12 protein-coding genes are annotated in these 12,570 nt (G+C 64.2%); 3 read left to right on the plus strand and 9 right to left on the minus strand.

What is annotated here, in order from left to right; translation table 11 throughout:
- Positions 1-3 precede the first annotated feature (3 nt).
- The 3 genes from OW521_RS03895 to OW521_RS03905 are packed head-to-tail and all read right to left on the minus strand — an operon-like array spanning position 4 to position 3,552.
- Positions 4-1,569 carry a molybdopterin-dependent oxidoreductase gene (locus OW521_RS03895; protein WP_268023116.1) on the minus strand — a complete coding sequence of 522 codons (1,566 nt, stop codon included), beginning with the start codon at positions 1,567-1,569 and terminating at the stop codon, positions 4-6.
- Entirely contained in the window at positions 1,566-2,834 is a 1,269-nt protein-coding gene (locus OW521_RS03900) for a sensor histidine kinase (protein ID WP_268023118.1), read from the minus strand. The genes OW521_RS03895 and OW521_RS03900 overlap by 4 nt, the downstream gene beginning before the upstream one ends.
- Positions 2,821-3,552: a response regulator transcription factor gene (locus OW521_RS03905; RefSeq protein ID WP_268023119.1), complete on the minus strand. Its 732-nt coding sequence runs from the start codon at positions 3,550-3,552 to the stop codon at positions 2,821-2,823. The genes OW521_RS03900 and OW521_RS03905 overlap by 14 nt, the downstream gene beginning before the upstream one ends.
- Before the next feature lie 177 nt (positions 3,553-3,729).
- Here OW521_RS03905 and moaA point away from each other — a divergent pair, with 177 nt between their 5' ends.
- The 3 genes from moaA to OW521_RS03920 all read left to right on the plus strand — a co-directional run bounded on the left by moaA (position 3,730) and on the right by OW521_RS03920 (position 5,505).
- Positions 3,730-4,860, plus strand: coding sequence for a GTP 3',8-cyclase MoaA (gene moaA, locus OW521_RS03910; RefSeq protein WP_268023120.1), 1,131 nt, complete (start codon positions 3,730-3,732; stop codon positions 4,858-4,860).
- A gap of 4 nt (positions 4,861-4,864) precedes the next feature.
- Positions 4,865-5,131: a MoaD/ThiS family protein gene (locus tag OW521_RS03915; RefSeq protein WP_268023122.1), complete on the plus strand. Its 267-nt coding sequence runs from the start codon at positions 4,865-4,867 to the stop codon at positions 5,129-5,131.
- A gap of 80 nt (positions 5,132-5,211) precedes the next feature.
- The gene (locus OW521_RS03920; RefSeq protein ID WP_268023124.1) at positions 5,212-5,505 is read left to right on the plus strand and encodes a hypothetical protein; all 294 of its coding nucleotides are present in this window, start codon (positions 5,212-5,214) and stop codon (positions 5,503-5,505) included.
- Between the two features lie 39 nt (positions 5,506-5,544).
- On the opposite strand, the gene OW521_RS03925 is transcribed toward OW521_RS03920, so the two are convergent.
- The 6 genes from OW521_RS03925 to OW521_RS03950 form a co-directional block, all read right to left on the minus strand.
- Positions 5,545-6,006 (minus strand): DUF1579 family protein, encoded by a 462-nt coding sequence (locus OW521_RS03925; protein ID WP_268023125.1) that lies wholly within the window; start codon positions 6,004-6,006, stop codon positions 5,545-5,547.
- A gap of 173 nt (positions 6,007-6,179) precedes the next feature.
- Positions 6,180-7,523 (minus strand): M16 family metallopeptidase, encoded by a 1,344-nt coding sequence (locus OW521_RS03930; protein ID WP_268023126.1) that lies wholly within the window; start codon positions 7,521-7,523, stop codon positions 6,180-6,182.
- 152 nt (positions 7,524-7,675) lie between these two features.
- Positions 7,676-9,928: a polyribonucleotide nucleotidyltransferase gene (locus OW521_RS03935; RefSeq protein ID WP_268023128.1), complete on the minus strand. Its 2,253-nt coding sequence runs from the start codon at positions 9,926-9,928 to the stop codon at positions 7,676-7,678.
- Between the two features lie 255 nt (positions 9,929-10,183).
- Positions 10,184-10,453 (minus strand): 30S ribosomal protein S15, encoded by a 270-nt coding sequence (rpsO, locus tag OW521_RS03940; RefSeq protein ID WP_028266602.1) that lies wholly within the window; start codon positions 10,451-10,453, stop codon positions 10,184-10,186.
- A gap of 188 nt (positions 10,454-10,641) precedes the next feature.
- Positions 10,642-11,496, minus strand: coding sequence for a tryptophan 2,3-dioxygenase (gene kynA / locus OW521_RS03945; protein WP_268023133.1), 855 nt, complete (start codon positions 11,494-11,496; stop codon positions 10,642-10,644).
- Positions 11,497-11,532: 36 nt separating this feature from the next.
- The gene (locus OW521_RS03950; RefSeq protein ID WP_268023135.1) at positions 11,533-12,516 is read right to left on the minus strand and encodes a bifunctional riboflavin kinase/FAD synthetase; all 984 of its coding nucleotides are present in this window, start codon (positions 12,514-12,516) and stop codon (positions 11,533-11,535) included.
- Between the last annotated feature and the right edge of the window lie 54 nt (positions 12,517-12,570).

Below are 12,570 nucleotides of genomic sequence, written 5' to 3' on the forward strand. Positions count from 1 at the left end.
GTGTCAGTTGACGGTGATCCGGATGGTGTGGAATCCTGTGGCCCCGTCCGGAGCCACGGGAGTGCGGGCTTCGGGCTGGGGTGTGCCGGTAGCATCGGTGGCACGGACCTGGACCTCATGGCCTCCAACACCCAATTCAAGGCCTAGCTGCCACTGGTACCACGTGTCCGTGGAGATTCCCGGTGCGAGCTTGGCTTCCTGCCAATTGCCCCGGTCTACCCGTACCTCCACCTTGGCGACACCGCGGTGTTGAGCCCAGGCGACCCCGCCGAACTGGATCATTCCGGCCTTGACCGAGCGGCCATCCCGCGGCACGTCGATGCGGGACTGCGTCTTGATGGGTCCATGGTCGCTCCAACCGCGCGGCGTCCAGTAGCCCTGGTCGTCCGCGAAGCGGGTGACTTTCAGCTCCGTCAGCCATTTGGTAGCCGAGACATATCCATAAAGGCCGGGCACGATCATCCGGACCGGGAAGCCGTGTTCCAGGGGCAAGGGCTCACCATTCATCCCGACGGCGAGGATGGCGTCCCGATTGTCGGTGAGCGCTTCGAGGGGAGTTCCGGCAGTCCAGCCGTCGGTGCTGCGGGACAGCACCATGTCGGCACCGGGCTTAGGCCCTGCCATGGCCAGGAGCTCGCGGACGGGCCAGCCCAGCCAGAGCGCATTACCGATCAGGCCTCCGCCAACCTCGTTGGATACACACGCTATGGTCACATGGCGCTCGATCATCGGTTTGCTCAACAGAGTGGCGAAATCCAGCTGGACTTCGCGCTCCACCAAACCCGTCACCTTGAGGATCCACTCCGGTGGATTCACGGCCGGGGGAATCAGGGCGGTGTCGATCCGGTAGAAGTCGGGGTTCGGCGTGACAAGCGGTTGCAGTCCCGCCAAGGTGAGTGCTGCGCCGTCGGGGACCTTCTGGGCCGGCGTCGCCGGCGCTGGCAAGGCAACCCCGCGGCGGAAATCGGAAACCACGGTTCCAGCCCTGCGCGCCACGGTCGTCACGATTCCCGCGACCACAGCTGCTATCGCCGTTCCTCCCAACAATTGCACGAAGCTCCGGCGGGCCAAGGGCATATCGCTGGCCTCCGGTCCAGGGCGCCAGGTTTCGAGCCGTTGGGTCAGGAGGCGGAGGAACAGCATGGTGACCATCGTGGCTACGACCGGCGCGATGGCTGCGGTGGGCGCCGCTTGGGCGCGGGTCAGAACGGCAGCCAGTCCGGCGGCTCCGGCGAGCAAGGCGAGCACGAGGCCCGCTCCTTTTCGCCGGTACTCCAGGAACCCGGCGAGCGCGGCAAGGACCAACGTCACCAGGGCAATGCTGACAAGCAGGGCGATTTTGTCCGCGGTGCCGAAAAGGCTGACGGCCAGTTCCTTGGCCCAACCCGGCACGGCGTCGATCACCACGCCGCCAAGTGCTGTGACGGGTGAGACGGTCGGGCTCAGGAAACCGGCCAACAGCTCTCCGGCGGCCACCCCGAGCCCGATGGCCACCACGCCGCATGCCGCAGCCCAACGGGCCGCCGTCCTGGTACTGCGTTTCTCTGCCTTCGGAGTGGTACTGCTCATGACTTGCCTGCCTGTTTGATGCCCGCCGACGGAATTGTGTCGGCGGGAGCTATTTCTGTCGGGTATGCACCGGTGTCGGATGCAGCTGCTTGTGCTCCCGAAGGAAGGCGCAGAGTGAACCTGCAACCCTCCCCGGTATTCGCCACGGTGACGCTGCCGCCATGGGCCTTGACGATGCCTGCCACCATGCTGAGCCCCACACCGGCTCCGCTGTAGCGCGGTGGTCCTGCTTCGAACCGCATTCCTGCGCTCCTGGCGCGGTCCTTTTGCCATCCGGTTTCAAAAACGTGTGCCAGATCTTCGTCGTCGATGCCCCCGCAACTGTCCGCTACCTCGACGACGGCGTCGCTGCCTTCGCGTCCGACGCTGACCCGGACCTCGCCGCCGGGCCGGCTGTAGATGATGGCGTTCAGAAGCACGTTGCGGACAGCCCTGCCCAAGCTGGGCCCATCCGCGACCGCCATGCACTCCCGGTCGCCACCGCCGTCGAGCTGGATACCGCGCTGCGCGGCAAGCGGGGCAAGATCGGCGATGGCGTCGCTCACCAAGTCGTAGAGGTCCAAGGCTTCCGCGCTTAGACGGAGCGTTCCCGCCTGGATTTTGGACAGTTCAAGGAGGTCGTTGACCATCACCGCCATTTGATCCGTCTGCCCGATGATCTTGCGGTAGTAGGCGGGAACGTCGGCCGCCATGCCGTCTTCCAGTGCTTCGGCCATGGCCCGCATGCTTGCCAAGGGAGTCCGGAGGTCGTGCGAGATCCAGGAGACCAGTTCGCGGCGGGCAGTTTCGACGGCGGCTTCCCGCCTCCGGGATTCCTCCAGTTTGAGGCTGCTCGCTTCGAGTTCCTGGGCCAGCTGGGCCAACTCGGAGTTCATGGCCGGCGCGGTCCGCCGCGATGCCGATGGTGGCAGGACGGATCCGTCGAGGGCTTCGCCGCTGCCGAGGCGGCGCGTGGCGGCCACGAGCCGGATGACGTTGCGGGATACCCCGGCGCCGAGGACCAAGGAGATGGCAATTGCCACCGCTGAGGCCACCGCGAGGATGTACCACATGACTTCGAGGTCCCGGGCCGAAATGAACATGGCGTTGAACGCGCTCACCATGCCGGCCACGAGAACGCCAACAGTGGCGACCACGACGAGACAGATCTGCACCAGGATCGAGGCACCGCGCAGGAATCGCAGTAGGGCGAGGGTCAAGGTGCCGATGGAGACAGCCCATAGGAGCATCCAGGCCAGGATCGTGAACATTTCAGATGCCTGCATGTCCACCTTCCTTAGCGTCGAAGCGGTAACCGACTCCCCAGACAGTCTTGAGAAGCACCGGGGTTGTCGGGTTGTCCTCGATCTTTTCGCGCAAGCGGCGGACATGCACCGTCACGGTGGACAGATCCCCGAAGTCCCAGCCCCACACCGCCTTGATGAGGTCCTCACGGCTGAATACCTGGTTGGGCCGGCGGAGCATGAAAGCCAGCAAATCGAATTCACGCACCGTCAACGTCAGTGGCTTTCCATGATGGAGCACCGTGCGCGAGGCCGGATCCAATTCGAAGCCGGCAAGTTCCACGGGAGGTTCCGGGCTGAATTCCTTGATGCTCCGGCGCAACACGGATTTCACCCGGAGAACCAGTTCGCGCGGTGAGAAGGGCTTGGTGACGTAGTCGTCCGCCCCGGTTTCCAGCCCCAGGATGCGGTCGTCCTCCGTGCCGAGGGCGGTGACCATGATGATGGGAACGCTCATGGCCAGCCGCAACCTGCGGCACACTTCCACCCCGTCGAGTCCGGGCAGCAGGCGGTCCAGGATGACTAGGTCAGGCCGCCTGGCGGCTGCGAGGCTCAGGGCTGTGAAGCCGTCGCCCGCGAGATCGACCTGGAAGCCTGCCTGGACCAGATAGTCCCGGACGACGTCGGCGATGGTCTGTTCGTCTTCGACCAAGAGAATGCGGCGGTTGCCAGGTTCGGCAGCGTGCGGGGCGGGCTGCATGTTCACACCTTCAGCATAGATTCGCAATGCGCCCGTGGTGCCTGATCCGGCCGCCCGTGGGCGAACCGTACGTATTCCGTAAGAACTCACTCTTTGCGCCGCGCCACGGCGAGCGGCCGACGAACGTGGCCAGTGGGCGATATCACGCTTGGGCCCTCCCTGGCGTAGCCTGAATCCATGAGTGTTCAGCTAGGCATGCCGTTGCCCGCTACGGGCGATGGGACAGGGAGCAACGCGTCCGCGCCCCCGCCGCGCCCTGCCGGGACCCCTGAGGGCCTGTTCGACCGCTACGGACGCCGGGCCACCGACATGCGCCTGTCCCTGACCGACAAATGCAACCTTCGGTGCACCTATTGCATGCCCGCCGAAGGGCTCGAATGGCTATCCAAACAGGCCGTCATGACCGCAGCCGAGATCGTCCGGATAGTGCGGATCGGCGTCGAACAACTCGGAGTCCGCGAACTGCGCCTCACCGGCGGCGAGCCCTTGGTGCGTGCCGACCTCGTGGACATCATCTCCGCCCTCCGTAAGGCACACCCCGATCTGCCGATCTCCATGACGACCAACGGCGTCGGCCTGGACAAGAAGGCGGCCGCGCTCAAGGAAGCCGGGCTCACACGCATCAACGTCTCCCTCGACTCGCTGCACGAAGAGACATTCACCAAGCTGACCCGGCGACCCTTCCTCGGCAAGGTGCTTGCCGGCGTCGACGCCGCCTGGGCCGCGGGCCTGGGACCGGTCAAAATCAATGCCGTGCTCATGCGGGGAATCAACGACGCCGAGTCCCCGGACCTCCTGGCCTGGGCTTTGGACCGCCGCTATGAGCTGCGCTTCATCGAGCAAATGCCGCTGGACGCCGATCACGGTTGGACCCGGCGGAACATGATCACCGCAGCGGAGATCCGCGAACTGCTCTCGCGGGACTTCGTGCTCAGCCCGGACCCTCGTGAACGCGACGGCGCACCTGCCGAACGATTCGAAGTACGACGCCGGGACCCTGCTTCCGCGGAAGCCAACGGCGCTGTTCTAGGCACCGTCGGTATTATCGCCTCGGTCACTGAGCCGTTCTGTTCCGATTGCCGGCGCACAAGGATCACCGCCGAAGGCAAGATCATGAGCTGCCTGTTCTCCCGCGAAGAATTCGATCTCCTCGGCTTGCTCCGGCAAGGCGCCAGCGACGACGAACTCGCCCAACGCTGGCAGGACGCCATGTGGATCAAACCCAAGGCGCACGGGATGGACCACACCGGCCTCGGCGCACCGGACTTCGTCCAGCCGGACCGCAGCATGAGCGCCATCGGAGGCTGAAACTGTGCTTGTACGTTACTTCGCTGCCGCACGCGCCGCGGCAGGCGTCGAAGAGGAACACCACGATCTTCCGGAAGGAACCAGCCTGGACGGGCTCATCGCCGCCCTGCTCGCCGTCGAACGGCCGGAACCTCCGGCGGGAACGCCCACCCTGGCCCGGATTATTTCCCGCAGCAGTTTCCTGCGCAACGAGGTGGCGGTCCGCAACCGTTCGGCCGCCCTCGGTGCGGACGACGTCGTCGACGTCCTTCCGCCATTTGCCGGGGGCTGAGCCGACCCCAATCCAAGGGTGGTCCCGGACGCCCAAGGAGCCTACGCTGTGCCTATCCGCGCAACAGCAAAGGAACAGCCATGTACACCCTCCAGATCGAACACGCTGTGAACGATTTCGCCGCATGGAAGCAGTCATTCGACTCGGATCCGGCAGATCGTGCTGGCTCCGGCGTTGTTTCCTACCGGGTCTTCAGGCCCGTGGACGATTCGCAGCGCGTCCTGATCGAGCTTGATTTCGCCGAGCGGGAGCAAGCTGAATCAATGCTGAACACCTTGCGGACAAAGGTGTGGAGCGGCCCTGGAAGGCCAGCCTCGCTCGACGGCGCGCCAGCCACCCGGATCGTGGAATCCGTGGAGGCTAGGACGCTCTGACTGTTGTACCTGCGGGACCGTACCTGCTGGACGTCGGCCTTAGACGCGCCTGCAGACGGAGATCATGAACGGGCTGAATGTCGCGGCATCGCCGAGCCGGAGTTCGGCCATGTGCGTCAGCACCCCGCCGTCTACTTTGAAGGTGTGTCTCGCGGTCCCGCGAGGGCTATGCCGCTCAAGCCTCAGCGTGCCGTCCTGCCAGTGGCCACGGGCCGGCGCTTCCGGCGGCCGGCCCATGCTGTCCACGTAGTACCACAGGGTGTCTCCGTGGTCCGGGTCAACCGTGAACACACCGTGCCCCTCGAAGTGCGTACCGTCAGGCTCGACGTGCCGGTAGCTCTGCACCAAGGCGTATCCTCCGGCCGCGCGGGAAAAGGTGACCTCGGCGTCGGCGGTCCGGGCCGGGCCCCACGGAGAAGCGGCAAGCTCGGTGCTCCCCCGCCAATGGCCCAGGAACGCCTCCAGCGCAGTGTTTGCATGACTCTTCAATGGCTCGTTCATGGCGACTCCTGCGCATCGACGATGGATACGTCACCATCATGTTCCCGATCCAGCAGGCGCGTCCAGCCTTCCCCACCGGACATGCCCCCTGTTCCAAGCCAGGAATGGACATATCAGGATCATGTCCGCACCTTGGCTCCAACGGGGGGCATGTCCCTAGGGAGGGGCTGAGCCTAGAGGCCGAAAGTCTCCGTCTCCTCGAAAGGCCCGACGACGGTCACCGTGCGTGGGGCAGCGGCGAGCACGACGGCGAGCTCCTGCACTTGCTCGGCGGTGACGGCTTTGATGCGGCGGAGCGTTTCGTCAATGTCCTGGAATTCGCCGGAGACTAGTTCGGCGCGGCCAAGGCGGGACATCCGGGAACCGGTGTCCTCTAAGGCCAGGACGATTCCGCCGCACAATTGGCCTACGGCCTTGCGCAATTCCTCGTCCGTGATCCCGTCAGCAGCAAGTTTGTCCAGTTCAGCGCCCAGAAGTTCCAGAACCTGCTTGACCTTCGACGGCGTGCAGCCGGCGTACATACCGAAGTAGCCTGCATCCGCGTAGGCGGAGGCAAAGGAGTAGGTGGAATATACGAGGCCGCGTTTTTCGCGGATCTCCTGAAAGAGCCGCGAGGACATCCCGCCACCCAAGACTGCGTTCAGGACGCTCATGACAAAGCGACGGTCATCGGTGGCAACGATCGAGGGGCAGCCCATGATGATATTTGCCTGTTCCACGGGGCGCTTGACCACATGGAGCCCCGACGTACCCGTGATATCCGCACGTGCGGTGGAACGGCGATCAACCGGGGCGGCGCCGTCTTTCAGCTCCCAGCCGGCTGTCCGCAACGCATCGAGCACCAGCCGGCAAACGACGTCGTGGTCCAACCCGCCTGCTGCGGTGATGACGATTTCGTCAGGCCGGTAGTAGCGGCGGTAGTGCTCCCACACGGAATCGCGGGACACGGCCTTGATGGCAGCCGGGGTGCCGCCGATCGGGCGTCCCAGCGGGTGAATGCCGAGTACCGCGGCCACGAATTTCTCGTGGGCCACATCGGTGGGGTCATCGCTGTCCATGGCGATTTCTTCAAGGATCACGTCGCGTTCCTGCTCAAGTTCCGACGGATCCAGCACCGCGCCGGTAATCATGTCGGCGATGACGTCGATGGCCATGGGCAGGTCGGTATCCAGCACCCGGGCAAAGTAGCAAGTGCTTTCCTTGGCTGTGGCCGCGTTCGATTCTCCGCCCACCTCGTCAAAAGCAGAGGCGATCTCGAGGGCCGTACGCCGTCTGGTCCCCTTGAACAAGAGATGTTCGAGGAAGTGGGTGGAGCCGTGCTGGCCGTCTGCCTCGTCGCGGGAACCGACCCCCACCCAGAATCCGATGGTTGCCGAGCGCTGACCGGGCATGGCCTCGGTGAGCACGCGAACGCCCCCCGGTAGCACCGAACGCCGGACAACGGAGCCACCTTCGGCACCATGGATCAGTTCGCCGCCGGGCACGGTCTGCGCCAGAGGGAGGGGTACGACAGTCATCAAGACCTTTCAGTTCTACGGGAAATCGCGGGTGCCAAATCTGGCTGCAATCGTACCAGCGGGCACATCGCCCTTGGGGCGGGAATTCGTTGTTAACCGGGCAGGACCGGTGGACATGTCCACCGGTCCTGCCCGTGCAGTGCCGGTTCAGGCTACTCTGCGGATACGTCAGCCTCTTCGGCGGGAGCTTCCTCAGAGGCCGCGCCTTCTTCCTCGGCCACAACCGGGGAGAGTGAGAGCTTGCCGCGGTCATCGATCTTGGTGATCTCGACCTGGATCTTCTGGCCCACGGAGACGACGTCGTCGACGTTGTCCACGCGCTTGCCGCTGGCCAGCTTGCGCAGCTCGGAGATGTGCAGCAGACCGTCCTTGCCCGGGGTCAGGGAAACGAACGCGCCAAAGGTGGTGGTCTTGACGACCGTGCCCAGGTAACGCTCACCGATTTCCGGGATCTGCGGGTTGGCAATGGCGTTGATCGCGGCGCGTGCTGCTTCGGCAGACGGACCGTTGGTGGCGCCGATGTAGACAGTGCCGTCGTCTTCGATGGAGATGTCGGCGCCGGTGTCTTCCTGGATCTGGTTGATCATCTTGCCCTTGGGGCCGATGACCTCGCCGATCTTGTCAACGGGGATGTTGACGGCGATGACGCGCGGTGCGAACTCGGAGAGCTCGTCCGGGGTGTCGATGGCGGCGTTGATGACATCCAGGATGTGCAGGCGGGCTTCGCGGGCCTGCTTCAGGGCTGCTGCCAGGACCGATGCCGGGATGCCGTCAAGCTTGGTGTCAAGCTGGATAGCCGTGACGAACTCGGAGGTACCGGCAACCTTGAAGTCCATGTCGCCGAAAGCGTCTTCGGCGCCGAGGATGTCGGTCAGGGCTGCGTAGCGGGTCTGACCGTCAACCTGGTCGGAAACCAGGCCCATGGCGATACCGGCAACAGCTGCCTTCAGCGGCACACCTGCGTTGAGCAGGGACAGCGTTGAGGCACAAACGGAACCCATCGACGTCGAACCGTTGGAGCTGAGGGCCTCAGACACCTGGCGGATGGCGTACGGGAATTCCTCGCGGGACGGCAGCACCGGCATGATGGCGCGCTCTGCAAGGGCTCCGTGACCGATTTCGCGGCGCTTCGGGGAGCCGACGCGGCCGGTCTCGCCGGTGGAGTACGGCGGGAAGTTGTAGTTGTGCATGTAGCGCTTGCGCGTGACGGGAGACAGCGAGTCGATCTGCTGTTCCATCTTGAGCATGTTCAGTGTGGTAACACCCATGATCTGGGTTTCGCCGCGCTCGAAGATGGCGGAACCGTGAACGCGGGGCAGGACCTCTACCTCGGCAGTCAGCTGGCGGATGTCCGTCAGGCCACGGCCGTCGATGCGGATCTGGTCCTTGAGGATGCGCTGGCGCACAACCTGCTTGGTCAGGGAGCGGAAGGCTGCGGAGAGCTCCTTCTCGCGGCCTTCGAACTGGCCGCCGAGGGCGCCAAGGACTTCGTCCTTGAGCTCGTCGGAGGCGTTGTCGCGGTCCTGCTTGTCGGCGATCTGGAAGACAGCAGCAAGCTTCTCGGCGGCGGCGGCTTCGACAGCGGCGTAGACGTCGTCCTGGTAGTCCAGGAAGATCGGGAACTCAACCGTGGGCTTGGCAGCGCGGGCGGCCAGGTCGGCCTGGGCCTCGCACAGGGCCTTGATGAAGGGCTTGGCGGCTTCGAGACCCTCGGAAACAACCTCTTCGGTGGGAGCGGTAGCGCCCTGTTCCTTGATGAGGTTCCAGGAGTTGTCCGTGGCTTCGGCTTCAACCATCATGATGGCGACGTCGTCACCGGCAATGCGTCCGGCGACAACCATGTTGAAGACGGCGTTTTCGAGCTGGGAGTGCTTCGGGAACGCAACCCACTGCGAACCCTGTTCGTCGGCGACGAGGGCAACGCGGACGCCGCCGATCGGGCCGGAGAACGGGAGGCCGGAGAGCTGGGTGGACATGGACGAGGCGTTGATGGCCACGACGTCGTAGAGTTCGTCCGGGTTGATCGCCAGGACGGTGACGACGATCTGGACCTCGTTGCGCAGGCCCTTGACGAAAGCGGGGCGCAGGGGGCGGTCCATGAGGCGGCAAGCCAGGATGGCTTCGGTGGACGGGCGGCCTTCGCGGCGGAAGAACGAGCCCGGGATGCGGCCGGCGGCGTACATGCGCTCTTCGACGTCGACGGTCAGCGGGAAGAAGTCGAAGCCTTCACGCGGGGATTTGCCCGCGGTGGTTGCGGACAGCAGGGCGGTGTCTTCGTCGATGTAGACCATCGCTGCGCCGGCTGCCTGCTTGGCAAGGCGGCCGGTTTCGAAGCGGATAACCCGCTTGCCAAAGCGGCCGTTGTCGATGTTGGCTTCTGAGAACTGGATTTCGGGACCCTCCATTGAGAGTCACCTCCGTTTCTTGGTTTAGCGGAAGTTCGTCCGCATCGACCCAGGCCAGCGTCTGTTCCTGGCCTGTACGACACCCGGTCATCGATCGAGACCCACGGGCGGCGCCTTCATCACAGAAGGCTTTTCCCGGGGATCACTACCGAGGACCGCGAATGCGCGATGCGGTTGAACTCCTGTTAAGTGTTGGATTTAGTTATGGAGAAAAGGCGGCCCGGTCCGCGGAGGATCGGGCCGCCCGAAGTCAAACTAGCGGCGCAGGCCGAGGCGCTCGATGAGCGCACGGTAGCGGGCAATGTCAGTCTTCTTGAGGTAGCCCAGCATGCGCTTGCGACGACCAACCATAGCCAGCAGACCGCGCTGGGTGTGGAAGTCGTGCTTGTGCTCCTTCATGTGCTCAGTCAGATCCTTGATCCGCTGAGTCAGGACTGCAATCTGGACCTCCGGCGAACCAGTGTCGCCCTTGGACGTTGCGTATGCCTCGATGATGGACTGCTTAACAGCGGCTTCAAGTGCCACGTGAACTCCTAGAGTTGTGCCGTGCGTCCCGATTCAGCGCCTCGCTGCCGGGTTGTGATGTGCCAATGACCGCACACAAAACAGGTCCAGCCGCCACGGACTGCAGCCGGATCCATCCCTCAGTTTACCGGCAGCCTGGCAATCTTGTCGAAAGCTGCTGCGTGACCCTCCTCAAAGACGGGTTCCGGTCACTTCCCGATCTCAGTTCGGACGGCAAACAGCTCGGGGAAGAACGTCAGGTCAAGTGCCTTCTGGAGGAATGAAACTCCGCTTGAACCTCCGGTTCCGGTCTTCATGCCGATGGTCCGCTGGACAGTGCGCAAATGCCTGAAGCGCCACAGTTGGAAGTTGTCCTCAAGGTCCACCAGTTCCTCGCAGGCCTCGTAGGCCGCCCAGTTGTCTGCGGCATGTTCATAGATGTGCTTGAAGAGCGGCAAGAGCCCAGGGGCGAACTGGTGTGCCTGGGAGACGTCCCGGTCCAGGACGGACGCCGGAACGTCGTAGCCATGGCGGTGAAGATAGGCCAGGAATTCGTCGTAGATACTGGGCGCGTGCAGGAGTTCCTCCAGCATGGCCCGCGATTCCGGATCCGAATCGAACACCGGCAGAATCTTCGCGTTCTTGTTGCCAAGGATGAACTCGACGGCACGGTACTGGCTCGACTGGAAGCCGGACGCGTTCCCCAGGAAGCCGCGGAACTGCGAGTATTCCGTGGGAGTCAGGGTGGCCAGCACCGACCATTGCTCGGTGAGGGTCTTCTGGATGTGCTTGACCCTTGCGATGCCCTTGAGCGCGGAGCCAAGATCGTCCTGGCGCAGCCACGTCGCGGCACTGCGGAGCTCGTGGAGGACCAGCTTCAGCCAAAGCTCCGTGGTCTGGTGCTGGATGATGAATAAGAGTTCGTCATGGTGCTCCGGCTGGCTGACAGGTTGCTGCGCACTGAGCAGCAGGGGAAGCTGCAGGTAGGAGCCGTAGCTCATGCGTGTGCTGAAATCCTTGACGATGCCTTCGTCGAGTGGCCGGGTGTTCTTCTCAACGCTCACGATACATGCCCTCCGAATCCCTGCTAACGCATGGGGCTACTTGTTCAGCAAAAGATCGTGGGCCTGGACGACGTCGAGCCGCATCTGCCCAACAAGGGCCTCTGGTCCACGGTATGCCACCATGCCCCGCAGCCGCGCGGCAAATTCCACCACGACGGTTTGTCCGTAGAGATTGAAGTCCTCCACGGCCTCTTCCGGGCGGTCGATGACGTGGGCTTCCACCTGGCGGCTCACACCGTCGAAGGTGGGATTGGAACCCACGGAAATCGCGGCGGGCCAGCGGGTTCCGGACCCGTCGATCAGCCAGCCTGCGTAGATTCCATCTGCGGGCACGTAGCCGGTGGCGCCATGGTCAAGGTTTGCCGTGGGAAAGCCAAGGGCGCGTCCGCGAGCTGCGCCGTGGACCACTTCGCCCCGCATGCGGTGCGGGCGGCCAAGTACCGCGGCCGCGGTCTCGACGTCGCCCTCGGCAAGGGCTTCACGCACCCAGGTGGAGGAACAGCGGCGGTCCGTGCCGCCGTCGTCGTGGACTGGAAACCCCTCCGCGCCAAACTCGTTGACTACGTGGACGCCGAATCCCAGGTCCTTGCCCAATTCCTGCATGGTGCCGACGTCGCCGGAATTGCCTGCACCGAAACGGAGATCGTGGCCCACCACGACGTGCGCTGCGTGAAGCCCGTCGAGCAGGACGGTGCCGACGAATTCCCCGGGAGTCATACCTGCCAGCGCGAGGTTGTATTTCATGACCAGGACGGCGTCCACGCCCGCGTCGACCAGGGCATCGAGCTTGTCCTGCAGCCCCATGATGAGCTCAGGTGCCGAATCGGGCCGGTGGACCAGGGCCGGGTGCGGATCGAAAGTCACGACGACGGACCGCGCACCGTGCTGCTTAGAAGTGCGCAGAAGCTGCGTCAGCACCTGCTGGTGTCCACGATGGACGCCGTCAAAGTTCCCGATGGTAACGACGCTGGGACCGAAATCCTCGGGGACCTCGGTGGGATCGTTCCAGATGTGGACCATCAACCTCGCCTTTTACTGCTGGTATTCACTATGCCCGGCGGCCTGGTCCGGCGC

Source organism: Arthrobacter sp. MMS18-M83 (assembly GCF_026683955.1).
GTDB lineage: Bacteria > Actinomycetota > Actinomycetes > Actinomycetales > Micrococcaceae > Arthrobacter.